General features: G+C 71.4%; 19 protein-coding genes. 3 read left to right on the plus strand and 16 right to left on the minus strand.

What is annotated here, in order from left to right; all coding sequences use genetic code 11:
• Positions 1-43 precede the first annotated feature (43 nt).
• Positions 44-1,636 (plus strand): MFS transporter, encoded by a 1,593-nt coding sequence (locus tag ACIQPR_RS37470; protein ID WP_403657909.1) that lies wholly within the window; start codon positions 44-46, stop codon positions 1,634-1,636.
• A 71-nt stretch (positions 1,637-1,707) separates the two neighbouring features.
• Here the strand turns inward: ACIQPR_RS37470 and serA are convergent, their stop codons facing one another.
• The 6 genes from serA to ACIQPR_RS37500 form a co-directional block, all read right to left on the minus strand.
• On the minus strand, positions 1,708-3,297 hold the full coding sequence (gene serA, locus ACIQPR_RS37475; RefSeq protein ID WP_403657912.1) for a phosphoglycerate dehydrogenase: 1,590 nt from the start codon (positions 3,295-3,297) through the stop codon (positions 1,708-1,710).
• Positions 3,298-3,526: 229 nt separating this feature from the next.
• Positions 3,527-4,525 (minus strand): ketol-acid reductoisomerase, encoded by a 999-nt coding sequence (gene ilvC / locus ACIQPR_RS37480; RefSeq protein ID WP_366320789.1) that lies wholly within the window; start codon positions 4,523-4,525, stop codon positions 3,527-3,529.
• Positions 4,526-4,636: 111 nt separating this feature from the next.
• Positions 4,637-5,164, minus strand: coding sequence for an acetolactate synthase small subunit (ilvN, locus tag ACIQPR_RS37485; RefSeq protein WP_200683066.1), 528 nt, complete (start codon positions 5,162-5,164; stop codon positions 4,637-4,639).
• A 23-nt stretch (positions 5,165-5,187) separates the two neighbouring features.
• Complete coding sequence (locus ACIQPR_RS37490) at positions 5,188-7,035, minus strand: acetolactate synthase large subunit (RefSeq protein ID WP_403657915.1); 1,848 nt, start codon at positions 7,033-7,035, stop codon at positions 5,188-5,190.
• A 243-nt stretch (positions 7,036-7,278) separates the two neighbouring features.
• Positions 7,279-10,254, minus strand: coding sequence for a putative bifunctional diguanylate cyclase/phosphodiesterase (locus tag ACIQPR_RS37495; RefSeq protein WP_403657918.1), 2,976 nt, complete (start codon positions 10,252-10,254; stop codon positions 7,279-7,281).
• 446 nt (positions 10,255-10,700) lie between these two features.
• Positions 10,701-11,660, minus strand: coding sequence for a 2-hydroxyacid dehydrogenase (locus ACIQPR_RS37500; protein WP_403657921.1), 960 nt, complete (start codon positions 11,658-11,660; stop codon positions 10,701-10,703).
• Positions 11,661-11,736: 76 nt separating this feature from the next.
• Here ACIQPR_RS37500 and ACIQPR_RS37505 point away from each other — a divergent pair, with 76 nt between their 5' ends.
• Both ACIQPR_RS37505 and ACIQPR_RS37510 read left to right on the plus strand, forming a co-directional pair.
• Positions 11,737-12,735 carry an aldo/keto reductase gene (locus ACIQPR_RS37505; RefSeq protein ID WP_403658175.1) on the plus strand — a complete coding sequence of 333 codons (999 nt, stop codon included), beginning with the start codon at positions 11,737-11,739 and terminating at the stop codon, positions 12,733-12,735.
• A gap of 151 nt (positions 12,736-12,886) precedes the next feature.
• Positions 12,887-14,035, plus strand: coding sequence for a PQQ-dependent sugar dehydrogenase (locus ACIQPR_RS37510; protein ID WP_403658178.1), 1,149 nt, complete (start codon positions 12,887-12,889; stop codon positions 14,033-14,035).
• Here the strand turns inward: ACIQPR_RS37510 and ACIQPR_RS37515 are convergent.
• The 10 genes from ACIQPR_RS37515 to gatA form a co-directional block, all read right to left on the minus strand.
• The gene (locus ACIQPR_RS37515) at positions 13,992-14,222 is read right to left on the minus strand and encodes a DUF6191 domain-containing protein (protein ID WP_403657924.1); all 231 of its coding nucleotides are present in this window, start codon (positions 14,220-14,222) and stop codon (positions 13,992-13,994) included. The two genes, ACIQPR_RS37510 and ACIQPR_RS37515, sit on opposite strands and share 44 nt — an antisense overlap.
• Positions 14,223-14,260: 38 nt before the next feature.
• A complete protein-coding gene (locus tag ACIQPR_RS37520; protein ID WP_403657927.1) occupies positions 14,261-17,497 on the minus strand; it encodes an AAA family ATPase in 3,237 nt (1,078 codons plus the stop codon).
• Positions 17,494-17,679 (minus strand): hypothetical protein, encoded by a 186-nt coding sequence (locus tag ACIQPR_RS37525; RefSeq protein WP_403657930.1) that lies wholly within the window; start codon positions 17,677-17,679, stop codon positions 17,494-17,496. Before ACIQPR_RS37525 ends, ACIQPR_RS37520 begins: the two co-directional genes overlap by 4 nt.
• Before the next feature lie 198 nt (positions 17,680-17,877).
• Complete coding sequence (locus tag ACIQPR_RS37530) at positions 17,878-18,516, minus strand: hypothetical protein (protein WP_403657933.1); 639 nt, start codon at positions 18,514-18,516, stop codon at positions 17,878-17,880.
• 35 nt (positions 18,517-18,551) lie between these two features.
• The gene (locus tag ACIQPR_RS37535; protein ID WP_403657936.1) at positions 18,552-19,127 is read right to left on the minus strand and encodes a GNAT family N-acetyltransferase; all 576 of its coding nucleotides are present in this window, start codon (positions 19,125-19,127) and stop codon (positions 18,552-18,554) included.
• Positions 19,105-21,348 carry an MMPL family transporter gene (locus ACIQPR_RS37540; protein ID WP_403657939.1) on the minus strand — a complete coding sequence of 748 codons (2,244 nt, stop codon included), beginning with the start codon at positions 21,346-21,348 and terminating at the stop codon, positions 19,105-19,107. The genes ACIQPR_RS37535 and ACIQPR_RS37540 overlap by 23 nt, the downstream gene beginning before the upstream one ends.
• Before the next feature lie 206 nt (positions 21,349-21,554).
• Positions 21,555-21,848, minus strand: coding sequence for a hypothetical protein (locus ACIQPR_RS37545; protein ID WP_403658181.1), 294 nt, complete (start codon positions 21,846-21,848; stop codon positions 21,555-21,557).
• Positions 21,849-22,027: 179 nt separating this feature from the next.
• Positions 22,028-23,542 carry an Asp-tRNA(Asn)/Glu-tRNA(Gln) amidotransferase subunit GatB gene (gene gatB / locus ACIQPR_RS37550; protein WP_403657942.1) on the minus strand — a complete coding sequence of 505 codons (1,515 nt, stop codon included), beginning with the start codon at positions 23,540-23,542 and terminating at the stop codon, positions 22,028-22,030.
• A gap of 15 nt (positions 23,543-23,557) precedes the next feature.
• The gene (locus ACIQPR_RS37555; protein WP_019068646.1) at positions 23,558-23,800 is read right to left on the minus strand and encodes a hypothetical protein; all 243 of its coding nucleotides are present in this window, start codon (positions 23,798-23,800) and stop codon (positions 23,558-23,560) included.
• Positions 23,797-25,299: an Asp-tRNA(Asn)/Glu-tRNA(Gln) amidotransferase subunit GatA gene (gene gatA / locus ACIQPR_RS37560; protein WP_403657944.1), complete on the minus strand. Its 1,503-nt coding sequence runs from the start codon at positions 25,297-25,299 to the stop codon at positions 23,797-23,799. Before gatA ends, ACIQPR_RS37555 begins: the two co-directional genes overlap by 4 nt.
• Between the last annotated feature and the right edge of the window lie 4 nt (positions 25,300-25,303).

The following is a 25,303-nucleotide window of genomic DNA, read 5'->3' on the forward strand; positions in this document are numbered from 1 at the left end:
GCCGTTCTAGACAAGCGTTTAAGACGCGCGTACATTCGCTGTCATGACGAACCCGACGAGCTCGACAAACCCCGTGAGCACCCCCAACTCCCGTGCCGGACGCCGCGAATGGACCGCGCTCGGCGTCCTGATGCTGCCGCTGCTCCTCGTCTCGATGGACGTCTCCGTCCTCTACTTCGCCATCCCGGCGATCAGCGCGGACCTGGAGCCCAGCGGCACCCAGCAACTGTGGATCTTCGACATCTACGCCTTCGTCCTGGCCGGCCTGCTGATGACGATGGGCTCGATCGGCGACCGCGTCGGCCGCCGCCGGCTCCTCCTGATCGGCGCGGCGGCCTTCGGCGCCGCCTCCCTCGTCGCCGCCTACGCGGACAGCGCCGAGACCCTGATCGCCGCCCGCGCGGTCCTCGGCATCGGCGGCGCGACCCTGATGCCCTCGACCATGGCGCTGCTGCGCACGATGTTCACCGACCCCGGCCAGCGCGCGAAGGCGATCGGTCTGTGGTCCGGTGTGATGACCGGCGGCATCGCGCTCGGCTCGGTGCTGAGCGGGGTGCTGGTCCAGTACTTCTGGTGGGGCTCGGTCTTCCTGATCAACCTGCCCGCGATGGCGCTGCTGCTGGTGATCGGACCGTTCCTGCTCCCCGAGTCCAGGAACCCGGCCCCCGGCCGCTTCGACCTGCCGAGCGTCCCGCTGTCCCTGGCCGCCGTCCTGCCCGTGATCTACGGCCTCAAGGAGATCCCGTCCGAGGGCTGGCACGTCCAGTACGTCGTCTCGATCACCGTCGGCCTGCTCTTCGCCGCCCTGTTCGTCCACCGCCAGCGCACCGCCGCCTCCCCGATGATCGACCCCGCCCTCTTCCGGGGGCGCGGCTTCGCCCCCTCCGTCGTCCTCAACCTCGTCTCCGCCTTCGGCATGATGGGCTCCGCCTTCTTCACCACGCAGTACCTCCAGTCGGTGCTGGGCAGGAGCGCGATGGAGGCGGCCCTGTGGGCACTGCTCCCCTCGGTGCCGATCGGCATGGCCGCGCCGCTGGCAACAGCCTTGGTCCAGAAGGGAGTTGACCGCGCCTACGTGGTCGCGGCCGGCTTCGCCCTCGCCTCCGGCGGCTACGGCCTGCTCGTCCTGGTCGGCACCGACTCGCTGTGGCTGGTGCTGGCCGCCGCCGGTGTCCTCGCCTCCGGGATCGTCATGGTGATGTCCCAGATCATGGATCTCGCGATGGGCAGCGCCCCGGTGGAGAAGGCGGGCGTCGCGTCCTCGCTGATGGAGACGGGCGCGGAGTTCGGCGGCGCGCTCGGCATGGCGGTCCTGGGCTCCATCGGTACGGCCGTCTACCGCCACGGCATCCCCGACTCGGCCCCCGCCCCGGCCCACGAGACCCTCGGCGGCGCCCTGGCCGTCGCCCGGCAGCTACCGGGGCACGCGGGAGACGCCCTGACGGCGACCGCACGACAGGCCTTCACCGACGGCATGCACGGGGCGGCGACCGCGGGCGCGATCCTGCTCCTCGGTGCGGCCTTCGCGGCGGCACGGACCCTGCGGGGGCTGCACGTTCAGCAGCCCGAGCCGGTCACCGGAGAAGCGCAAGAAACACAAGAAGCGCCGCAGGCGGCACAGGAAACCTCGGTGTGAGGTGCCGGGACGCGCGAAGGCCGGGCGGGTCGAGGATCGGTTCCTCGGGCCGCCCGGCCTTCGCTCATGCATCAGACCAGGTTCACCGAACGGGCCGACGTGGCGCCGATCTCCTCCGCGACCTCGGCCAGCACGTTCACGGCCACCGTGTCGTCGACCGTCAGCACGGCCAGCGCCTCGCCGCCCGCGACCGAACGGGACACCTGCATACCGGCGATGTTGATGCCCGCCTCGCCGAAGACTCGGCCGACCGTGCCGACGACACCGGGACGGTCCTCGTAGCGCAGCACCACCATGTGGTCGGCGAGCGCGAGGTCGACGTCGTACTCGCCGACCGCGACGATCTTCTGGAGGTTCTTGGGACCGGCCAGCGTGCCGGAGACCGCGACCTCCTCGCCGTTGCTCAGGGTGCCGCGCACGGTGACCACGTTGCGGTGGTCGGCGGACTCGGAGCTGGTCGTCAGCCGTACCTCGACGCCGCGCTCCTGCGCGAACAGCGGGGCGTTGACGTACGACACGGTCTCGGCGACGACGTCCTCGAACACGCCCTTGAGCGCGGAGAGTTCGAGCACCTTGACGTCGTGCTGGGTGATCTCGCCGTAGACCTCGACGTCGAGGCGGACCGCGACCTCGCCCGCGAGCGCGGTGAAGATGCGGCCGAGCTTCTCGGCGAGCGGGAGGCCGGGCTTGACGTCCTCGGCGATGACTCCGCCCTGGACGTTGACCGCGTCGGGGACGAGTTCACCGGCGAGCGCGAGGCGCACCGACTTGGCGACCGAGACACCGGCCTTCTCCTGCGCCTCGTCCGTGGAGGCGCCGAGGTGCGGGGTGGAGACGACCTGGTCGAACTCGAAGAGCGGGGAGTCCGTGCAGGGCTCCTTCGCGTACACGTCGAGGCCGGCGCCGGCGACGCGGCCCTCCTTGAGCGCGGAGTACAGCGCCTCCTCGTCGACGATCCCGCCGCGGGCCGCGTTGACGATGCGCACGGTCGGCTTGACCTTGCGCAGCGCCTCGTCGCCGATCAGACCGACCGTCTCGGGGGTCTTGGGCAGGTGCACGGTGATGAAGTCGGAGACTTCGAGCAGCTCGTCCAGCGACAGGATCTTGACGCCCATCTGGGCGGCGCGCGCGGGCTGGATGTAGGGGTCGTAGGCGACGACCTTCATGCCGAACGCGGACATGCGCTGGGCGACCAGCGCGCCGATGCGGCCGAGGCCCACCACGCCGAGGGTCTTCTCGGCCAGCTCGACGCCCGTGTACTTGCTGCGCTTCCACTCGCCGTTCTTCAGCGCGGCGTTGGCCTGCGGGATGTGGCGTGCGGTCGCCAGCAGCAGACCGCAGGCCAGTTCGGCGGCGGTGACGATGTTGGAGGTGGGCGCGTTGACGACCATCACGCCGGCCTTGGTGGCGGCGGAGACGTCGACGTTGTCCAGGCCGACGCCGGCTCGTGCGACGACCTTCAGCTTCCGTGCGGCGGCTACCGCCTCGGCGTCGACCTTGGTGGCCGAGCGGATCAGGATCGCGTCGACGTCGGCGATGGCGGGGAGCAGCTCGCCCCGGTCCGCGCCGTTGCAGTGACGGATCTCGAAGTCCGGGCCGAGGGCGTCCACCGTCGCGGGCGACAGCTCTTCAGCGATGAGTACGACAGGTTTCGAGCTCACGTGAGTCCTCACAAGTCCATTGCGTGCGGACGGCCGTCCCGACGGCCGCAGGCGGTGGAGGGGCTAGCCGCGGAGACGCACGACGCTGTGGGCCTGACGCGTATTAGTACGGCAGTGTAGTGGCGCGGCGAGGGTCGTCTTACGCCTCTGCGGAAGGATCACCCGTCCGAGGCTGGACGGGGTGGACAAAGGGGCCGGAGCACCCGCTCCAGCCCCTGTGCCGGAGGACTTACGCCTCTTCGTCGACCCAGCTCATCAGCTTGCGGAGCTGCTTGCCGGTGGTCTCCAGCAGGGACTCGGCGTCCTTCTGCTTGTACTCGTTGTACTTCTTCAGGCCGCCGTGGTACTCGGCCATCCACTCGCGGGCGAAGGTGCCGTCCTGGATCTCGGCGAGGACCTGCTTCATCGTGGCCTTGGTCTCGTCCGTGATGATCCGCGGGCCGGTGACGTAGTCGCCCCACTCGGCGGTCTCGGAGATCGACCAGCGCATCTTCTCCAGGCCGCCCTCGTACATGAGGTCGACGATGAGCTTCAGCTCGTGCAGGCACTCGAAGTACGCGATCTCGGGCTGGTAGCCGGCCTCGGTCAGCGTCTCGAAACCGGCCTTGACCAGCGCGGCCGTACCACCGCAGAGAACGGCCTGCTCACCGAACAGGTCGGTCTCGGTCTCCTCGGTGAAGGTCGTCTTGATGACGCCGGCGCGGGTGCCGCCGATGCCCTTGGCGTACGACAGCGCGAGCGCGAAGCCGTTGCCGGTCGCGTCCTGCTCGACGGCCGCGATACACGGGACGCCGCGGCCCTCCTCGTACTGGCGGCGCACCAGGTGGCCCGGGCCCTTGGGGGCGACCATGCAGACGTCGACGCCGGCCGGCGGCTTGATGAAGTCGAAGCGGATGTTCAGGCCGTGGCCGAAGAACAGCGCGTCGCCGTCCTTGAGGTGGTCCTTGATGGACTCCTCGTAGACCTGGGCCTGGATCGGGTCCGGCACCAGGATCATGATGACGTCGGCCTCGGCGGCGGCCTCGGACGGCGTCACCACGCGCAGGCCCTGCTCCTCGGCCTTCGCCTTGGACTTGGAGCCCTCGTGCAGGCCGACGCGGACGTCGACACCCGAGTCACGGAGCGACAGCGCGTGGGCGTGGCCCTGGCTGCCGTAGCCGATGACCGCGACCTTGCGGCCCTGGATGATGGACAGGTCGGCGTCGGCGTCGTAGAACAGCTCGGCCACTTTGGGTTCTCTCCTTGGTGTGCAGGTGTTGCGTCCCACCGTATGACGGCGGGCGGAATCGAAGTTCGGGGGTCTCGGCATGCGGGCGGCCGGGGCCGCCCGCGGCCGGGGCTACGCGGAGCGGTCGAGCGCGCGCAGCGAGCGGTCGGTGATGGAGCGGGCGCCGCGGCCGATGGCGATCGTGCCGGACTGGACCAGTTCCTTGATGCCGTACGGCTCCAGCATCTTGAGCATGGCGGTCAGCTTGTCGCTGGAGCCGGTGGCCTCGACGGTGACGGCCTCCGGGGAGACGTCGACGGTCTTGGCGCGGAACAGCTGGACGATCTCGACGATCTGGGAGCGCGTCTCGTTGTCGGCGCGCACCTTCACCAGAACGAGTTCGCGCTGAACGGCGGAACCCGGCTCCAGTTCGACGATCTTCAGCACGTTGACGAGCTTGTTGAGCTGCTTGGTGACCTGTTCGAGCGGGAGTGCCTCGATCACGTTCACCACGATCGTGATGCGGGAGATGTCGGGGTGCTCGGTGACGCCGACGGCGAGGGAGTCGATGTTGAAGCCGCGCCGGGAGAACAGGGCGGTGATCCGGGCGAGGACACCGGGCTTGTTCTCCACCAGGACGGAGAGCGTGTGCTTGGACATGATCGTGGGTTCGTCTCTCTCGCTCAGTCGTCTTCGTTGTCGCCGAAGTCGGGGCGGACGTCCCGGGCGAACATGACCTCGTCGTTCGAGGTGCCGGCGGCGACCATCGGCCACACCATGGCGTCCTCGTGGACGATGAAGTCGATCACGACGGGGCGGTCGTTGATCGAGTTCGCCTCCTCGATGACCTTGTCGAGGTCGTCGGGGGACTCGCAGCGGATCGCGTAACAGCCCATCGCCTCCGACAGCTTGACGAAGTCGGGGATGCGCGTGCCGGCGCTCGGCTGCTTGCCGTCGGCCTCCGGGCCGCTGTGCAGCACGGTGTTGGAGTAGCGCTGGTTGTAGAACAGGGTCTGCCACTGGCGGACCATGCCGAGGGCGCCGTTGTTGATGATGGCGACCTTGATCGGGATGTTGTTCAGGGCGCAGGTGGTGAGTTCCTGGTTGGTCATCTGGAAGCAGCCGTCGCCGTCGACCGCCCAGACCGTGCGGTCCGGGGCGCCGGCCTTGGCGCCCATCGCGGCCGGGACCGCGTAGCCCATGGTCCCGGCGCCGCCGGAGTTGAGCCAGGTCGAGGGCTTCTCGTACTGGATGTAGTGCGCGGCCCACATCTGGTGCTGGCCGACGCCCGCCGCGAAGATCGTTCCCTCCGGGGCGAGTTGGCCGATGCGCTCGATGACCTGCTGTGGGGAGAGCGTGCCGTTGTCGGGCTGCTCGTAGCCGAGCGGGTAGGTCTCGCGCCAGCGGTTGAGGTCCTTCCACCAGGCGCTGTAGTCGCCGGTGTGGCCCTCGCTGTGCTCCTTCTGGACGGCCTGCACCAGGTCGGCGATGACCTCGCGGGCGTCCCCGACGATCGGCACGTCGGCGGCGCGGTTCTTGCCGATCTCCGCGGGGTCGATGTCGGCGTGGACGATCTTGGCGTACGGCGCGAAGCTGTCCAGCTTGCCGGTGACGCGGTCGTCGAAGCGGGCGCCGAGGGCGACGATCAGGTCGGCCTTCTGGAGCGCGGTGACGGCGGTGACCGCACCGTGCATGCCCGGCATCCCCACGTGCAGCTCGTGACTGTCGGGGAATGCGCCGAGCGCCATCAGGGTGGTGGTGACGGGCGCTCCGGTGAGTTCGGCGAGGACCCGCAGCTCGGCGGTGGCGCGGGCCTTGATGACGCCGCCGCCGACGTAGAGGACGGGCCGCTTGGCGGCGGTGATCAGCTTGGCGGCCTCGCGGATCTGCTTGGCGTGCGGCTTGGTCACCGGGCGGTAGCCGGGCAGGTCCATGACCGGCGGCCAGGAGAAGGTCGTCTTCGCCTGGAGGGCGTCCTTCGCGATGTCGACCAGGACCGGGCCGGGGCGGCCGGTGGCGGCGATGTGGAAGGCCTGCGCGATGACGCGCGGGATGTCCTCGGCCTTGGTGACCAGGAAGTTGTGCTTGGTGACCGGCATCGTGATGCCGACGATGTCCGCCTCCTGGAAGGCGTCGGTGCCGATCGCCTTGGACGCGACCTGCCCGGTGATCGCCACGAGCGGCACCGAGTCCATGTGCGCGTCGGCGATCGGGGTCACCAGGTTGGTGGCGCCGGGGCCCGAGGTCGCCATGCAGACGCCGACCTTGCCGGTGGCCTGCGCGTAGCCGGTGGCCGCGTGGCCCGCGCCCTGCTCGTGCCGGACCAGGACGTGACGCACGCGGGTGGAGTCCATCAGGGGGTCGTACGCCGGAAGGATCGCACCGCCGGGAATGCCGAATACCGTGTCGGCCCCGACCTCCTCAAGAGAGCGGATGAGGGACTGCGCACCCGTGACGTGCTCGGGGGCGGACGGCTGTCCTCCGGATCGGGGCCGCGGCTGCGGATGGGCCCCGGTGGCCTGCTCGGTCATCGTCGGTCTCTTCTCGATGCTGAGGGTTTTTGCGAGGTTTGTACGATATTCGGCTGCCGCACGACTGGTGCCTGTGCAACAAAAAACCCCTCGTGCCGTGAGGCAAGCGAGGGGAGCGCGCCGGGTGCGGTCGCTGGGAGTTCCGGGTCCGTCCGGACGTCACCAGCTTCAGCCGACGCGCTTTCCAAGTACGAGAATTCGGGTGCGCATGGCATTGACCCTCCCCCCGGCACGCACCGACTGTCAAGTGGGTGGGACGGGAGTCTCATTATGTGAGCGGAGGGCCGTACCGCCCCCCAGAACCGCGGGCACGTTACTGGTGTACACCCCCAGCGTGCCACCCGCGAACGCGGGCTCCGCCGGGCCGTGCGGCACCGGATAGTGGCCGCAGGACAGGGCCCGGCGCAACCGGTACTCGTCCAGCGGACCGGAGAAGGCCATGCCCTGCCCGTGCGTGCAGCCCATCGCGCGCAGGGCGACCACCTGTTCCGGCAGGTCGACGCCGTCGGCCACGGACTGGAGCCCGAGGTCCCCGGCGATCCTCAGCAGCCCGCTGGTGATCTTGTGCAGCCGCGCGGACTCCACGACGCCCTCCACCAGACTGCGGTCCAGTTTCAGTACGTCGACGGGCAGTCGCCGCAGTGTCGTGATGGTCGCGTAGCCGCTGCCGAAGCCGTCCAGGGCGATCCGGACGCCCAGGCGGCGCAGGGCGGTCAGACGGCGCTCCAGGTCGTCCAGGGAGACCCTGGGGTCGGTGTCGGACAGTTCGACGACCAGGGAGCCGGACGGCAGGCCGTGCCGGGTCAGCAGGGCCTCGATCGAACCGAGCGGCATCGACCTGTCCAGCAGCCGCCGGGCGCTCATCCGCACCGCCACGGACACGGCAGGCCCGGCCGCGAGGCGCGCGGCGGCCTGCTCCACGGCCTCCTCCAGCATCCAGCGGCCCAGTTCGGCGGTCTTGTCGCTGTCCTCGGCCACCCGCAGGAACTCGGCCGGCGTGAACAGCACCCCCTGCGAGGAGCGCCAGCGCGCCTGCGTGGAGACCGAGGTGATCCGGCCGTCCGTCAGCGACACCACGGGCTGGTGCAGCAGCGCGAACTCGCCGTCGTGCAGCGCGGCCCGCAGCCGGGTGGCCAGCTCCGCCTTCCGTACGACGTCCTGCTGCATCTGCGGCGCGTACAGCTCGACCCGGCCCTTGCCCGCGCCCTTGGCGCGGTACATCGCGAGGTCGGCGTTGCGCAGCAACTCCCCCGCCCCCAGGCCCGGTTCGGCGAAGGCGACGCCGATGGAGGCGGCGACACGGACATCGTTGCCGTCGATGAGGTACGGCTGGGACAGGGTGATTCTCAGGCGGTCGGCGAGTTCCATGATGTGCCGCTCGCGGGCGGCCCGGTCCCGGGTGCCGTCGCCGACGATCAGCGCCGCGAACTCGTCGCCGCCGAGCCGGGAGGCGGTGTCGCCGTGCCGGACCGCCGCGTGCAGCCGGCGGGCGGCCTGGACGAGGAGTTCGTCCCCGGCCTGGTGGCCGATGGTGTCGTTGACGGCCTTGAAGCCGTCGAGGTCGATGAAGAGCACGGCGGTGCCGCGGTCGGTGGAGCGGCGCCCCGACAGGGCCTGCTGCACGCGCTTCGTGAACAGGGCGCGGTTGGGCAGGTCGGTGAGCGGGTCGTGCTCGGCGTTGTGCTGCAACTGCGCCTGGAGGCGCACGCGTTCGGTCACGTCCCGGCTGTTGAAGATGAGGCCGCCGTGGTGCCGGTTGACGGTCGACTCGACGTTCAGCCAGCCGCCGTCGCCGGAGCGGAAGCGGCACTCGATACGGGTGTTGGACTCCTCGAAGGGGCTGGCGGCGAGGAAGCGGCGCACCTCGTGCACCACGCAGCCCAGGTCCTCGGGGTGGATGAGCGAGGCCAGTTCGTTGCCGACCAGTTCCTCCGCGGCCTTGCCGTAGACACCGGCGGCGGCCGGGGAGACGTAGCGCAGGATGCCGTTCGGGGCGGCGATCATGATGACGTCGCTGGAGCCCTGCACCAGGGAGCGGAAGTGGTTCTCCTTCTGGGCCAGTTCCTGGGTGAGGGTGATGTTGTCGAGCAGCATGATGCCCTGGCGGACCACGAGGGCGAGCACCACGCAGCCCGCGGTGATGAGCACCACGCGGTCGGGGCTGCGGCCGTTGAGGACGTTGTAGAGGATCCCCAACGTGCAGACGGCGGCGGCGAGATACGGGGTGAGCGCGGCCAGGGAACCGGCGATCGGGCGGGTGGCCGGATAGCGGCCGTGGTCGGCGCCCGGCCCGGCCGCCGGGTGCTGGAGTCCGGCGCGCTGTCCGGGCCGGTGCTCGTGCACCACGCGCGTGTGCCCGTCGTCCTCGGGGCGGGTGTGCCGGGGCGCGGCCCAGGGGGCGTAGGCCAGGAGCAGCGAGCCGGCGAACCAGCCCGCGTCGAGCAACTGGCCGGAGTGGTAGTTGTTGTGGAGCAGCGGCGAGGTGAACAGGGCGTCGCACATCACGGTCAGGGCCAGCGCGCCGATCGCGGTGTTCACGGCGGTGCGGTTGACCGAGGAGCGCCGGAAGTGCAGCGCGAGCACCATGCTGACCAGGGCGATGTCGAGCAGCGGGTAGGCCAGGGAGAGCGCGGTGTGGGCCACGCTCGGCCCGTCGAACTTGGCGGCCTGGGCCAGCGCGAGGCTCCAGGAGAGGGTGAGCAGCGAGCCGCCGATCAGCCAGGCGTCGAGCGCCAGACAGACCCAACCGGCCTTGGTGACGGGCCGTTTGGCCAGTACCAGGAGGCCGACGATGGCGGGCGGCGCGAAGCACAGGAAGAACAGGTCGGCGAAGCTGGGGCTGGGCACGGGGCGCTCCAGGACGACCTCGTACCACCCCCAGACCCCGTTGCCCAGTGCCGCCATCGCCGAGGAGAGCGAGAACAGCAGCCAGGCGGGTCGAAAGCGGATACGACGGCTGCGCGCGTAGAGGAAGCATGAGACGGCGGCGGTACCGGCCGCCGCGCTGAGCCCGAAGTCGCCCATGATCAGGGCGACTTGGGCGGAACCCCAGTCGAGCGCGGAACCGACGGCGTAGCCCGCGCACACCAGGGCCAGGACGAGTTGCTGGACCAGGCCCCAGCCGCCGGAGGCCGGCGGGCCGGGCTGCCGCGCTCCGGGTGAAGTCCGGTCCCGGAGCGCCCCGTTGAGGGTGGTCCTCGCAGACGGTGGGGAACTCACCGGGCCCTCCCGGTCCGCGTCGCTCCCGGGTCCCGCGGGCCCCGGTGTGCCGAATGGGCCTGCCTGCGGCGGCTGTTGTGCCTGCGGTGATGATGGCTGGGGTGGCTGTGCTGTCCGCCATGACCGCCGTGGCCGCCGTGACCGCTGTGATCGCCGTGGTGGCCGCGCCTGCGCGCGGCGGTGCGCCAGGGTCGCCGTCGGCGGCCCCGCCGCGTCGGATCGCTCGTCCATAGGCCGTGCATCGCCCGTCGCCCCCCTCACAGTCTGAAATGTCCGTCCCCGGCGCCGAACGGTGCGCGGCGCAGCCCCTGCCGGGACGATACACCAGTCTCGTCACTCAGGGACATAGTTCCTCTACGCTCCGTGACGACCAGCGGAGATGCGTGCACGCCCCGCTTCCGGAAGGTTGCGGAGGGTGCCGGAAGCGGATCGCGCGTCTGTTCCGCCTACTCCACCGGCCCCGTCGTAAGGATCACGTTGCGCAGCGGCTCATGGTTCACGAACCGTCCCAACTGGTCCGCAACCAGACGCTTCGCACGCGGCAGGAACGCCGACGTGGGCCCGCCGACATGCGGACTGATCAGCACGCCCGGCGCCTGCCACAACGGGTGCCCCTGGGGCAACGGTTCGGGGTCGGTGACGTCCAACGCGGCGGTGATACGGCCGCTTTCCAGCTCCGCGAGCAGCGCCTTGGTGTCCACGACGGGACCTCGGGCCACGTTGACCAGCAGCGCCCCGTCCTTCATCCGGGCCAGGAACTCGGCGTCGACCAGGTGCCGGGTGGTCTCGGTGAGAGGTGTGGACAGGACGACGACGTCCGCGTCCGGGAGCAGGGCGGGCAGTTCGGTGAGCGGATGCACCGGCCCGCGCTCCGTGGTGCGACCGGAGCGCGCCACGCGCGCCACCCGCGCGACCTCGAAGGGAGTGAGCCGGTCCTCGATCGCGGCGCCGATCGCGCCGTAGCCGACGATGAGGACGGACCGGTCGGCGAGCGCCGGGTGGAAGTCGCCCTGCCAGCGCTCCTGTTGCTGGGCCCGCACGAACTGCGGGATGCCGCGCAGCGAGGCGAGGGTCAGCGTGAGCGCGAGCTCGGCGGTGCTGGCCTCGTGCACTCCGCGGGCGTTGCACAGCCGCACCCCCGGGGCGATCAGGGAGAGGTCGGCGGTCATGTCGTCGATCCCGGCCGTCAGCGTCTGGACGACCCGGAGATTCCGCATCCGCGCGAGGGGCCGGGTCTTCACGGGCTGGCGCTTCATGTACGGCACGACGTACAGCACGCAGTCCGCCGGATCACCGGGGAACTCCTGGTCGCCGTCCGCACCTCCGTCCCAGAACAGGTAGTTGGGCCCCTCGGGGAGCCCCTCGATCTCCTCCGGCGGGATGGGCAGCCACACGTCATCGGTCATGGTCAGGAGGCTATGTCAGGGACGCGCGCGTGCAGAGGTTAGGTTGGTGGGCCTGGAGAGGGAGGGTCACGAGCAGGTGGAGCGCAGGACGATCGGCGCGGGGGCGCTCTCGATGGGGGCCGTCGGGCTCGGCTGCATGCCGATGAACTGGGCGTACAGCGGGTCGCGGCAGCGGGGCGAGGAGTCGGTCAGGGCCGTGCACCGGGCGCTCGACCTCGGCATGACGCTGCTGGACACCGCCGACATGTACGGCCCGTTCACCAACGAGCTGCTGCTGGGGCGGGTGTTGAGGGAGCGGCGCCGGGACGCGTTCGTGTCGACGAAGGTCGGCCTGCTGGTCGGCGAGCAGCACATCGTGGCCAACGGCCGCCCCGGCTACGTCAGACGCGCCTGCGACGCCTCGCTGCGCCGTCTCCAGACCGAGGTGATCGACCTCTACCAACTGCACCGCGCCGACCCCGAGGTCCCGGTCGAGGAGACCTGGGGCGCGATGGCGGACCTCGTACAGGCGGGAAAAGTAAGGGCGTTGGGCCTGTGCGCGGTCGGCGCCCGCTCCGCGCGCCGCCCCGGGGCCCGGCTCCATGACGGAACGATCCGCCAACTCCGGCGCGTACAACAGGTGTTCCCGGTGACGGCGGTCCAGGCCGAGCTGTCCGTCTGGTCGCCGGAGGCCCTGGACGCGCTCCTGCCGTGGTGCGCGGAGCGCGGGATCGGCTTCCTCGCGGCGATGCCCCTCGGCAACGGCTTCCTGACCGGCACCCTGACCCCGGGCGAGGGCTTCGAACCGGACGACGTACGCGCCCGCCACCCGCGTTTCACCGCCGAGATGACCGCCGCGAACCAGCCGATCGTGGCCGGCCTGCGCCGCGTGGCCCGCCGCCACGGCCCGGACGTCACCCCGGCGCAGGTGGCCCTCGCCTGGACCCTGGCCCAGGGCCCGCACGTGATCCCGGTCCCGGGCACCAAACAGGAACGCTGGGTCACGGAGAACGCGGCGGCCACGGACCTGCGCCTGACCCCGGAGGACCTCACGGAGGTGGCGGAACTGCCGGGGCCGTTGGGGTCCTGGGACTGACCCGCCGCCGGCGTGCGGGCCCCGGCCTTCGGACGCGAGCCGGGGCTCGATCGCGCGTCGGTCGCCGGGGATCGGGAACCCGGGCGGCGTGAGCGGTGTATGACAAGGAGAACCCGTGCGTCGAAGGGACCTGATCGTGCAACGTCGAGTCGTGCCGGCCGCCCTGGCCGTGACCGCGCTCCTGCTGACGGCCGGCTGCTCCTCCGGCGACGACCCGCGCTACGGCCTGCCCGAACCGTCCGGCAGCAGCGGTACGGCCACGGGCTCGTCGTCCGCCACCGAGCCCGCCGCGCTGATCCCGCCCGCCAAGGGCACGGTGAAGGTGCTGCGCACGGTCGCCGAGGGCTTGAAGACGCCCTGGGGCCTGGCCCCGCTGCCCGACGGGAACCTCCTCGTCTCCTCCCGCGACGACGGCACGATCACCCGGATCGACGGGAAGACGGGCCGGAAGTCGGAGCTGGGCACGGTCTCCGGGGTCTCCCCCGCGGGCGAGGGCGGCCTCCTCGGCATCGCGCTGTCCCCGGACTACGCCTCGGACCACATGATCTACGCCTACTTCACCTCCGCCTCGGACAACCGCATCGTCCGCATGCTCTACGACCCGCAAAAGCCGGCCGGTGAGCAGCTGGGCGCACCGGACACGGTCTTCAAGGGCATCCCCAAGGGCTACATCCACAACGGCGGCCGGATCGCCTTCGGCCCGGACGGCATGCTCTACGCGGGCACGGGCGAGAGCGGCCAGCGGGGCCTGGCGCAGGACAAGAAGTCCCTCGGCGGCAAGATCCTGCGACTGACCCCGGAGGGCGACCCGGCCCCGGGCAACCCCTTCCCGGACTCGCCGGTGTACACCTACGGCCACCGCAATGTGCAGGGCCTGGCCTGGGACTCCAAGCAACGGCTGTTCGCCTCGGAGTTCGGCCAGGACACCTGGGACGAACTGAACGCGATCACTCCGGGCGACGACTACGGCTGGCCGAACGCGGAGGGCAGGAGCAGCGATCCCAAGTACCACAACCCCATCGCCCAGTGGCACACCGACGACGCCTCCCCCAGCGGCATCGCCTACGCGGAGGGCTCCATCTGGATGGCGGGCCTGAAGGGGCAGCGCCTGTGGCGCGTCCCGCTGGACGGCACGAAGGCCTCGGCCGCCCCGCAGGCCTTCCTCACCGGCGAGTACGGCCGGCTGCGCACGGTGGCGTCGGCCGGCGGCGACAAGCTGTGGCTGATCACCAGCAACACGGACGGGCGGGGCACGCCTAAGTCGGGGGACGACCGGATTCTGGAGCTTCAGGTGTCGTAGCGGACGCGTCGGCGGCGTCGGCGCCGGGGTCCGGCAGGCGGACGACGACCTTGCCGGAGTCCAGGTCTATCGGCCCGCGTCCGGGGTCGCCGTCGGCGACGTCGACCCTGGTCATCTCCAGGCGGTTGCGCTCGTCCTCGGTGTGCTTGCGGCCCGGTGAGAACAGTTCCTCGAACATGTTGAACACGGCACGCCTCCCCTGGCCGGTCCCCTCCAGCGTACGGCTCATCCGGCCGGACGCGCGGTGAGCGGGTCGGGCGGGAACAGCCCCAGGCGGTGGGCCACCGCCGCCGCCTCGCCCCGGCCGGAGACACCGAGCTTGCCGAGGATGTTCGAGACGTGGACGCTCGCGGTCTTCGGGGAGATGAAGAGCTCCTCGGCGATCTGCCGGTTGGTCCGGCCGGCCGAGACCAGGCGCAGGACGTCGCGCTCGCGGCTGGTGAGGCCGAGCGCCTCGACGGGGTCGGCCGGGACGGCTCGCGGTGCCGGGACCCTGCTGAGCGTCAGCCGGGCCCGCTGGGCGAGCAGGGCGACGGACTCGGCGAGCGGGCGGGCGCCCAGGTGCTCGGCGACGGCTCCGGACAGCCGGAGGAGTTCCGTGGCGCGTTCACGCCGGTCCTCGGCGCCGCCGCCGTCGGTGCCGGTGTCCCCGTGGGTGCCGCTGCCGCCGCTGCCGGTGTCGTCGCCGGTCCCGGACAGCAGCGCCTCGGCGAGCCGGTGCCGGACGCGGGCGAGGTCGTAGGGGCGGTCGAGGCGTTCGAAGGCGGTGACCGCCTCGGACCAGTCGTCCGGGGTGCAGCGGCCCTCGGCGCGCCGCAGTTCGGCGCGGAGCCAGCGCTCGTGGGCCTGCCAGACGGGCACATTGGTGGCGACCGGCTTGGCGGCTTCCCTGATGCGTTCGAGGATCTTGGGGCGGCCGGGGTCGGCGGCGGGCAGGCCGACGGCCTGGGTCTCGGCGACCGCGGCGGCCACCAGGAGGGGCCAGGTCTCGAAGTGGGTGCCGGGCCGGAACCCGGAGTCCAGGATCTGTTCGAGGGTGGCGCGGGCGTCGAGGTGGCGGCCCTCGGCGGCGGCGACCTGGATCTCGATCCGCTCCAGGGGCTGGTGGTGCTGGGGTGCGACGTCATGGGTGCCGAAGTGCTCGCGGGCGGCGGCCAGTTGGCGGCGGGCCTCGGCCACCTCGCCCCGGGCGAGCGCGAGTTCGGCCAGCAGACGGGCGTGGAAGCCGCGCGGTTTGGAACTCTGGCCCACCCGCTCGGCCTTGGTCGCGGCCTCGGCCGCTTCGTCCCAGCGGCCCAGGGTGAAGAGGGATTCGGCGAGGTTCCCCCAGATCCAGGCCTCCTTGTCGAACTGGCCGTACTTCTTGGCGAAGGCGAGCCCGGTCTCCAGGATCGGCACGGCCTCGCGGGAGCGGCCGACGGTTTCGAGGGAGGAGGGGAGGTTCACATAGCTGCGGCCCGCGACGGCGGAGATGCCCTCGGCGACCGTGCGTTCGTTCACCTCGACCAGTTCGGCGAGGCCCGCCTCGACATCGCCGGAGGCGACCATGAGGCCGGCCAGGGTGAGGCGGGCGTCCATCTCGATCTCGCGGGCGCCGACCATGCGCGCGTACTCGACCGCGCGCTCGGCGGCCACGTAGGCGTCGGGGCCCGGCACGTGGACCATCGACCAGCCGGCGACCTTGGCGAGGACTTCCGCGTGCACCTCGGAGGGCGGCAGACCGCGCACCAGCTCCTGCGCGGCGGCGAGTTCCGGCCAGCCGTCGCCGCGCCCCTGGTGGCGGACCAGGACGGAGCGCTGCACCCAGAACCAGGCGGCCCGCAGCGGGTCGCCCTCGTCCTCCAGGAGGTGCAGGGCCCGTTTGGTGATCTTCAGGGCGCGCTCGCGCTCCCCGCTGAGCCGCCCGGCGACGGCGGCCTCGGCCATCAGGTCGAGGTAGCGCAGGGGTGTGGTCTCCGGGTCGCAGCCGCAGGGAGGATAGACCTCGGTGTAGTCGACGGGGCGCAGGGCCGCCCGCACGGATTCGGGGACGGTGTCCCACAGCTCCATCGCCCGCTCCAGGAGCCGCAGTTGCTCGGAGTGGGCGTGCCGGCCGCGGGCCGCGACGGAGGCGTCCAGGACGGCGGGGAGGGCCTTGGCGGGGTCGTGGGCGTGGTACCAGTAGCTCGCCAGCCGCATGACGCGCTGGTCGGCCGGGACGAGCGTCGGGTCGGCCTCCAGTGCCTCGGCGTAGCGCCGGTTGAGGCGGGAGCGCTCGCCGGGCAGCAGGTCGTCGCCGACCGCCTCGCGGACCAGGGAGTGGCGGAAGCGGTAGCCGTCGTCGCCGGGCGCGGCCTGGAGGATGTTGGCGCCGACGGCCGCCCGCAGGGCCTCGATGAGGTCGTCCTCGGCGAGCCGGGCGACGGCGGCGAGCAGCCGGTACTCGACGGTGGAGCCGCCCTCGGCGACGATCCGGGCGACCCGCTGGGCGCTCTCGGGCAGTGACTCGACGCGCACGAGCAGCAGGTCCCGAAGCGAGTCGGTGAGGCCGGTGCGGCAGCCGTCCTGGGCGGCGACGGCGAGTTCCTCGACGAAGAACGCGTTGCCGTCGGTGCGCCGGAAGATGTCGTCGACCTGGGCGGGGTCGGGTTCGGCGGCGCGGATCCCGGCGATCTGGCGGCCCACTTCCTGCCGGTTGAAGCGGCCGAGTTCGATGCGGCGGACCGTGCGGAGCCGGTCGAGTTCGGCGAGCAGGGGGCGCAGCGGGTGGCGGCGGTGGATGTCGTCGGCGCGGTAGGTGGCGAGGACGAGGAGGCGGCCGGTGCGCAGGGTGCGGAAGAGGTAGGCGAGGAGGTGGCGGGTGGAGGCGTCGGCCCAGTGCAGGTCCTCCAGGGCGACGACGACCGTGCGGTCGGCGGCGACGCGCTCCAGGAGACGGGCGGTGAGTTCGAAGAGGCGGGCCATGCCCTCCTCGTCGCCGCGGTGGCCCCGGTGCGCGGTGGGGGTCTCCGCCAACTCGGGGAGCAGCCGGGCGAGTTCCTGCTGCTGGCCGGCGGCGGCCGTGGCGAGTTCGGCGGGCAGTTCGCGGCGCAGGGCGCGCAGGGCGGTGGAGAACGGGGCGAAGGGCAGGCCGTCCGCGCCGATCTCGACGCAGCCGCCGAGCGCGACGACCGCGCCCCGGCGGCAGGCGGCGCCGGCGAACTCCTCGACGAGCCGGGTCTTGCCGACGCCGGCCTCGCCGCCCAGCAGCAACGCCTGCGGCTCGCCCGCGGCAGCGCGGGCGAGCGCGTCGTTCAGCGTGTCCAGTTCGTCGGCGCGGCCGACGAAGACCGGACTGACGGACCTGGTCTCCACGGTCCCGAGGATGTCACGCGGGTCTGACAACGCGGCACCGGTTTTCGCGCGGGCGGCCACGGCCGGGAGGAGCCCGCCGGCCTGCCGGGCGGGCGCGGTACGGCCGTCCTCGCGCGCCCGGCCGGTCATGAGGCACGGGCGAACAGGTGCCGGCGCGGGCGTTCGGTATGCACCTCGCTCTCCATGGTCTGGCGGTCCTGCCGGCGCCGGGCGGCACGGGCGCCGCGGACGGCCTCGCGGGCCAGCCGCTCGTTGGCCGCCTGGCGGCGGAGTTCGGCGGAACGGAGCTGGTGGATCTCGTACTCGTACATCTCAAGTCCCTTGGAAGAGGCGGTTTTTCGGGCTTCGCTTTCTGCGATGCCTCAACCTTCGTCTCCCAGGGGGGTCCGCCACATCGGGAGAGTTCCGCATCTTGCGGGGACGGGCGGGCCTTAGACATGCGTAAGGGGCCTCAGGCTCTCCGTAAGGTGCTTACGGAGAGCCTGAGGCCCCTGATGGACCGCGGTGTCTCAGCTGCTCGCGGAGGGCAGGCTGAGCAGTACGTCGGTGTACTTGAGGACGGCCAGCAGCAGGCCTACGACGCCGAGGGCGACGCCCGCCCAGGCGACCGACTTGATCCAGGTCGCCTGCGGCTTGCCGGGGGCGCCGAAGGCGGGCCGGACGAGGGCGCCGACGCCGACGAGCAGGCCCACCAGGGCGAAGACGCCGGCCCACAGCGCGGTGGTGTGCCAGGCGTCGCCGTAGACCTCCTTGATCTGGGTGGCGACGCTCGCGGTCGAGGAGGTGGAGAGCTGGCCCTTGAGGGTCTCGCGGGCGGCGGCGACGGAGCCGATCCAGCCGCCGGAGAGCGAGATGAAGCCGAGCGCGGCGGAGACCACGGCGGCGGCGCCCTGGCCGACGCCCGTGGGGCTCTCCGGCTCCTCCAGGCCGAGCTTCGCGAGCTCGGCCGCGTACTCCTCCTCGGTGAGGTCGTCCTCGTCCTCGGCGGCCTCGGCCGCGGTGTCCGCGGTCTCCTGCTCGGTCACTTCCTCTTCGGTGCCGGTGACATCGGTCTTCGTCACATCGGTCTTGGTGACGTCGACGGTCTCCGCGTCGCTCTTCACCTCGGGGGCCTCGTTCGCGGCCTCGTCAACAGTCTTGGTACCCATGGTGCGCACGGTAGGGGTGGTTTCTGAGAAGTTCCTTAAAGATCGGCGTGCGCGGCACGCGCGCGTGCCGCGCGCCACTCGGGGGCGAGCACGGACCACACCTCGATGTCGTGCCGGACGCCCCCGTGGGGGTGTGCCGCGCGCAGGACACCGTCCCTGGTCATGCCCATGCGGCGGGCAACATTCAGGCTCTTCTCATTGCCCGCGGCGGCATGCCATTCGACCCGGTGGACCCCGCGCTGTTCGACCGCGAAATCGATGAGGATCCGTATCGCGCGCGTGATCAGTCCGCGCCCGGCCGCGGCGGGTTCCAGCCAGCAGCCGACCTCGCAGTTGCCCTGGTCGGCGTGGAAGTTGAGGAAGAGGACCCCGCCGACGAGCCTGCCGTCCAGCCAGATCCCGTGCAGGGACCCGCTGTCGGCGGCGCGCAGGTCGGCGTAGCGCTGGAGCGTGTCCCGCGCGGAGTCGACGTCGGTGGCCTTGGAGCCGAAGGTGATGTACCGGCCGATGAACTCCCGGCCGCGGTCCAGGTGCGCGAGGAACTCCTCGGCGTGCCACGGCTCCAGGGGACGCAGTTCCGCTCCGTCGTCACCCAGGGATATCGCGTACATCCTGCTCCCGTTCCTCGGCCAGTACGTCCGCCACCTCGGCGTCCGTCGCGGCGGCCAGCCTCTCATGGGCGGCGCGGCACTCGGGGGGCTCGATGCTGATGCGGGGCAGGACGCGGTCCAGGCGGCGGGGCAGCCACCAGTTGGCGCCGCCGAGCAGGTGCATGAGGGCGGGGACGAGCAGCGTACGGAGGACGAAGGCGTCGAGGGCCACGGCGGACGCCAGCGCGATGCCGAACATGGCGATCACGCGGTCGCCGCTGAGCACGAAGGCGAGGAAGACCGAGATCATGATGACGGCGGCCGAGTTGATGACCCGGCTGGTCTCGGCGAGGCCGACGCGGACGGCCCGCCGGTTGTCGCCGGTTTCCAGCCATTCCTCGTACATCCGGCTGACCAGGAAGACCTGGTAGTCCATGGAGAGCCCGAAGAGGACCGACACCATGATCACGGGCAGGAAGGGTTCGACGGGTCCGGCCCGGCCGAGGCCGAGGAACTCGCTGCCCCAGCCCCACTGGAAGATCGTGACGACGACTCCGAAGGCGGCGGCCACGGCGGCGACGTTCATCGCGGCGGCCTTGAGCGGGATGCCGACCGAACGGAAGGCGAGCAGGAGCAGCGCGCAGCCGAGCGCGATGACGACCCCGACGAACAGCGGGAGTTTCCCGACGATCACGTCGGCGAAGTCGTCGTAGCCGGCGGTCACGCCCCCGACCTGGATGTCGAGCGAGGTGCCCGTCTCGGCGCGGGGCAGTACCTCGGTGCGCAGCCGGTCGACGAGGTCGCTGGTCCGCCGGGACTGCGGGGCCGAGTCCGGTACGACGCCGAAATACCCGGTGGAGCCGCCGCCGTCGTAGGTCACCGGGGTCACGGAGGCGACGCCCTCGGTGGTGCGGAGGGTGGCGGCGAGGTTGTCGAGGGTGAGCTTGTCCTCGGCGCCGTCGATCTTCGTGACGAGGGTGAGGGGGCCGTTGACGCCGGGGCCGAAGCCGGCCGCGAGGAGGTCGTAGGCCTGGCGGGTGGTCGATGTCCTGGGGTCGTTGCCCTGGTCGGAGGTGCCCAGGTGGAGCGAGAGCGTGGGCAGGGCGAGGACGGTGATGACGATCAGGGCGAGGGCGCCGAGGAGCTTGGGGTGGCGCTCGACGAACGCGGACCAGCGGGCGGCGAGGCCGGTGGGCAGTTCCGGCTGGGGTCCGTGCTCGGCCAGCCGGCGCCGTTCGCGGCGGCTGAGGGCCCGGGGGCCGATGAAGGAGAGCAGGGCGGGGAGCAGGGTCACGGAGGCCGCGACGGTGAGCACCACGGTCAGCGAGGCGGCGACGGCGACCCCGTTGAGGAAGCCGAGCCGCAGGATCAGCATCCCCAGGAGGGCTATGCACACCGTGGCCCCGGCGAAGACGACCGCGCGTCCGGTGGTGACGACCGCGTTGGTGACCGCCTCGGTGACGGACAGTCCGCGTTTGAGTCCGCGCCGGTGCCGGGTCACGATGAACAGGGCGTAGTCGATGCCCACGCCGAGCCCGACCAGCATGCCGAGCATCGGCGCGAAGTCGGCGACCGTCATGGCGTGCCCGAGAAGCACGATCGCCGCGTAGGCGGTGCCGACGCTCACCAGGGCGGTGGCGATGGGCAGCAGCGAGGCGGCGAGCGACCCGAAGGCGAGGAACAGCACGAGGGCGGCGACGGCCACCCCGACGATCTCGGCGGTGTGCCCGCTCGACGACTCGGTGAGCGCGATGGCGCCGCCGCCCAGTTCGACCTGGAGGCCGTCGGTCGCGGCGGCCTTCGCGGCGCGGACGACGGCCTGCGCCTGGGACTTGTCGATGTCCTCGGCCTGGTGCGCGAAGGTGACGGTGGCGTAGGCGGTCCGCCCGTCGGCGCTGATCCGGCCGGTGCCCTGGCCGTCGTAGGGGCTGACCACGGAGGCGACCGCGGGGAGGGCGGAGATCCGGTCCAGGGCGTCGGTCATGGTCTGTTCGACGTCGGCGGCGCGGACCGAGCCGGACGTGGTGTGCCAGACGACGGTGTCGCTGTCGCCGCCGAGGCCTGGGAAGTTCTCCTTGAGGAGCTGGGCGGCGCGGCCCGACTCGGTGCCGGGGGCCTCGTAGTCGTTCGAGTACGCCGAGCCGGTGACGGCGGCGGCAGCGGTGACCCCGCCGAACGCGAGGAGCCACAACAGGACGGCGGCGAGGCGGTGCCGAACACACCAGCGGGCAAGGGCTGCCACGAACGTGCTCCCGGGGATGGCGAATGGTGGATCTTTGACCGGGAAACACCGTCCGAGGAATGAACAGCCCGCAAAGAACGCATGAGCGATACGCGACCCACTCTCGCAGCCGAAAGTGATCGTTCATCACGTTCGTGGCCTTCATCACGAGAGTGGGAGCCAGATCACAGGACAGTAACGGCGACTCTGTCACCCCGGTGGGCGCCTCAGTCGAACTGGTCCCCCAGCGCCATCACCATCGCGCCGACCACCAGCAGCCACAAGGCCCGTCTGGTACGGCCCCGGGAGCCGAGGACCGCGGCGAGCGCGCACAGCGCGGCGCCCACGGCGTAGGCGGCCGGGACGAGCAGCGGTTCGGGAGCGGCGGCCCGGAGCACCGCCGCGGCCACTCCGGCCAGGGCCAGCACGGCGCCGGTCAGGGCCGCCGTCCAGCGGGCCCGCCGCGCGTCCAGCTCGGGATCGTCGACGTCCGGTGTCCCGGACTCCCCGCGTCCCTCCATGGCGGGCGGGAGCGGCGCGTCCTCCTGAGAGACCTCGTGCACGGCCAACCGACGTCCTCCACAGTCTCGTTGCTCTCCCACAGGAAGCTACGCAGAACCGGAGGGGCCCGTTCACCGAACATCCCCGGGGATGCGTCTCACCCGACGCGTCCCCAGGGATGTGGATGTCCTACGGCGGCTCAGCCCTCGCTGACGCCCAGCTGCTCCAGGATCAGTTCCTTGACGCGGGCCGCGTCGGCCTGTCCCCGGGTGGCCTTCATGACGGCGCCGACCAGGGCACCGGCCGCGGCCACCTTGCCGCCGCGGATCTTGTCGGCGATGCCCGGGTTGCCGGCGATGGCTTCCTGGACGGCGGTGGTGAGGGCGCCGTCGTCGGAGACGACCTTCAGACCGCGCTTCTCGACGACCTCGTCCGGGGTGCCCTCGCCGGCGAGGACGCCTTCGATGACCTGGCGGGCCAGCTTGTCGTTCAGCTCACCGGCGGTCACCAGGGCGGCGACCCGGGCGACCTGCTGCGGGGTGATGGGCAGTTCGTCGAGCGCGGTGCCCGACTCGTTGGCGCTGCGCGCCAGTTCGCCCATCCACCACTTGCGGGCGGAGGCCGCGTCGGCACCGGCGGCGATCGTCGCGACGATCGGGTCGATGGCACCGGCGTTGAGGATCGACTGCATGTCGAACGCGGTGATCCCCCACTCCTCGGTCAGCCGGTTGCGGCGGGCCAGCGGCTGCTCGGGCAGCCCGGCACGCAGCTCCTCGACCCACTCACGGGACGGGGCGACGGGCACGAGGTCGGGCTCCGGGAAGTACCGGTAGTCCTCCGCCTCCTCCTTCACGCGGCCCGAGGTCGTCGACCCGGTGTCCTCGTGGAAGTGGCGGGTCTCCTGGATGATCGTGCCGCCGGAGTTCAGCACCGCGGCGTGGCGCTGGATCTCGTAGCGGGCGGCACGCTCGACGGAGCGCAGCGAGTTGACGTTCTTCGTCTCGCTGCGGGTGCCGAACTTCTCGCGGCCGTGCGGGCGCAGCGAGAGGTTCACGTCGCAGCGCATCTGCCCCTGCTCCATCCGCGCCTCGGAGACACCGAGGGCCCGGATCAGCTCGCGCAGCTCGGCGACGTACGCCTTGGCGACCTCGGGGGCGCGCTCGCCGGCGCCCTCGATCGGCTTGGTGACGATCTCGATGAGCGGGATGCCGGCGCGGTTGTAGTCGAGCAGCGAGTGCGAGGCGCCGTGGATCCGGCCCGTCGCGCCGCCGACGTGCAGCGACTTGCCGGTGTCCTCCTCCATGTGGGCGCGCTCGATCTGCACCCGGAAGGTCTCGCCGTCCTCCAGCTGGACGTCCAGATAGCCGTTGAAGGCGATCGGCTCGTCGTACTGGGAGGTCTGGAAGTTCTTCGGCATGTCCGGATAGAAGTAGTTCTTCCGGGCGAAGCGGCACCACTCGGCGATCTCGCAGTTCAGCGCGAGGCCGATCTTGATGGCGGACTCGACGCCGATCGCGTTGACGACCGGGAGCGCGCCGGGCAGGCCGAGGCAGGTCGGGCAGGTCTGCGCGTTGGGCTCGGCGCCCAGTTCGGTCGAACAGCCGCAGAACATCTTGGTCCTGGTGCCGAGTTCGACATGGACCTCAAGGCCCATGACGGGGTCGTACGACGCGAGAGCGTCCTCGTACGACTCCAGGTCGGTCGTGGTGGTCACGGTGAACTTTCCCTCTCAGCCCAGCAGGACGTCGTCGTCGCCCAGCCGCTTCAGCTCGCGGTACAGGATGGCGAGGCCGGTGACGATCGCGACGGCGGAGACCGTGGCGTCGATCAGACGGAGCGTGTCGTGCTCGGTGCGCGCCTTCTTGATCTGCTTGGCGACACCCAGCGCGCCGAACGCGGTGGTGGCGATGGACACATAGGTGCCGGACTTGGACTTCTTGAAGCCCTTGGCCTTCGACAGTGCGTTGCTCACAGCGACGGTGCCTCCTCAAGCAGCGGGTGGCCCCACTTTTCCACGAAGGCTGCCTCTACGGCTGCGCCGACCTTGTAAAGGCGGTCGTCCTTGAGCGCGGGCGCGATGATCTGGAGCCCGACCGGCAGGCCGTCCTCCGGAGCGAGCCCGCAGGGCAGCGACATGGCCGAGTTGCCCGCCAGGTTGGTCGGGATGGTGCACAGGTCCGCGAGGTACATCGCCATCGGGTCGTCGGCGCGCTCGCCGATCGGGAAGGCGGTGGTCGGCGTCGTCGGCGACACGATCACATCGACGCTCTCGAACGACTTCTCGAAGTCGCGGGTGATGAGCGTACGGACCTTCTGCGCCGAGCCGTAGTAGGCGTCGTAGTAGCCACTGCTCAGCGCGTACGTGCCGAGCATGATGCGGCGCTTCACCTCGGGGCCGAAGCCGGCCTCGCGGGTGATCGAGGTGACCTCCTCGGCGGAGTGGGTGCCGTCGTCGCCGGTCCGCAGGCCGTAGCGCAGGCCGTCGAAACGGGCCAGGTTCGACGAACACTCGGAGGGCGCGATCAGGTAGTACGCCGACAGGGCCAGGTCGAAGGACGGGCAGTCCAACTCGACGATCTCGGCGCCGAGTTCCTTCAGTACGGCGACGGCCTCGTCGAAGCGCTGGACGACACCGGCCTGGTAGCCCTCGCCGCGGAACTGCTTGACGACGCCGACCCGCATGCCCGCGACGCTGCCGTTGCGCGCGGCCTCGACGACCGGCGGGACCGGGGCGTCGATCGAGGTGGAGTCGAGCGGGTCGTGCCCGGCGATGGCCTCGTGCAGCAGCGCCGCGTCCAGGACCGTACGGGCGCAGGGCCCGCCCTGGTCGAGGGAGGACGAGAACGCGACCATGCCGTAACGGGACACGGCCCCGTACGTCGGCTTGACACCGACCGTGCCGGTGACGGCGGCCGGCTGGCGGATGGAGCCGCCGGTGTCGGTGCCGATGGCGAGGGGCGCCTGGAAGGAGGCGAGCGCGGCGGAGGAACCACCGCCGGAGCCACCGGGGATCTTGGTGAGGTCCCACGGGTTGCCGGTCGGGCCGTACGCGCTGTTCTCGGTGCTGGACCCCATGGCGAACTCGTCCATGTTGGTCTTGCCGAGGATGACCACGTCGGCGGCCTTCAGCCGCTTGGTGACCGTCGCGTCGTAGGGCGGGATCCAGCCTTCGAGGATCTTGGAGCCGACGGTGGTCGGGATGCCCTCGGTGGTGAAGATGTCCTTCAGCGCGAGCGGAACGCCCGCCAGGGGGCCGAGCTGCTCGCCCCTGGCCCGCTTCTCGTCGACGGCGCGGGCCTGCGCGAGAGCGCCCTCGCGGTCGACGTGCAGGAAGGCGTGCACCTTCGCGTCGACCTCCTCGATCCGGGCGAGGTGGGCCTCGGTGACCTCGACGGCCGTGAGCACGCCGGACGCGATGTTCGCGGCGGTCTCGGCGGCGGTCAGCCGGATGATGCTGCTGTGGTCCGTCATGGTG

Origin of the sequence: Streptomyces sp. NPDC091280 (assembly GCF_044768565.1) — a bacterium.
GTDB lineage: Bacteria > Actinomycetota > Actinomycetes > Streptomycetales > Streptomycetaceae > Streptomyces.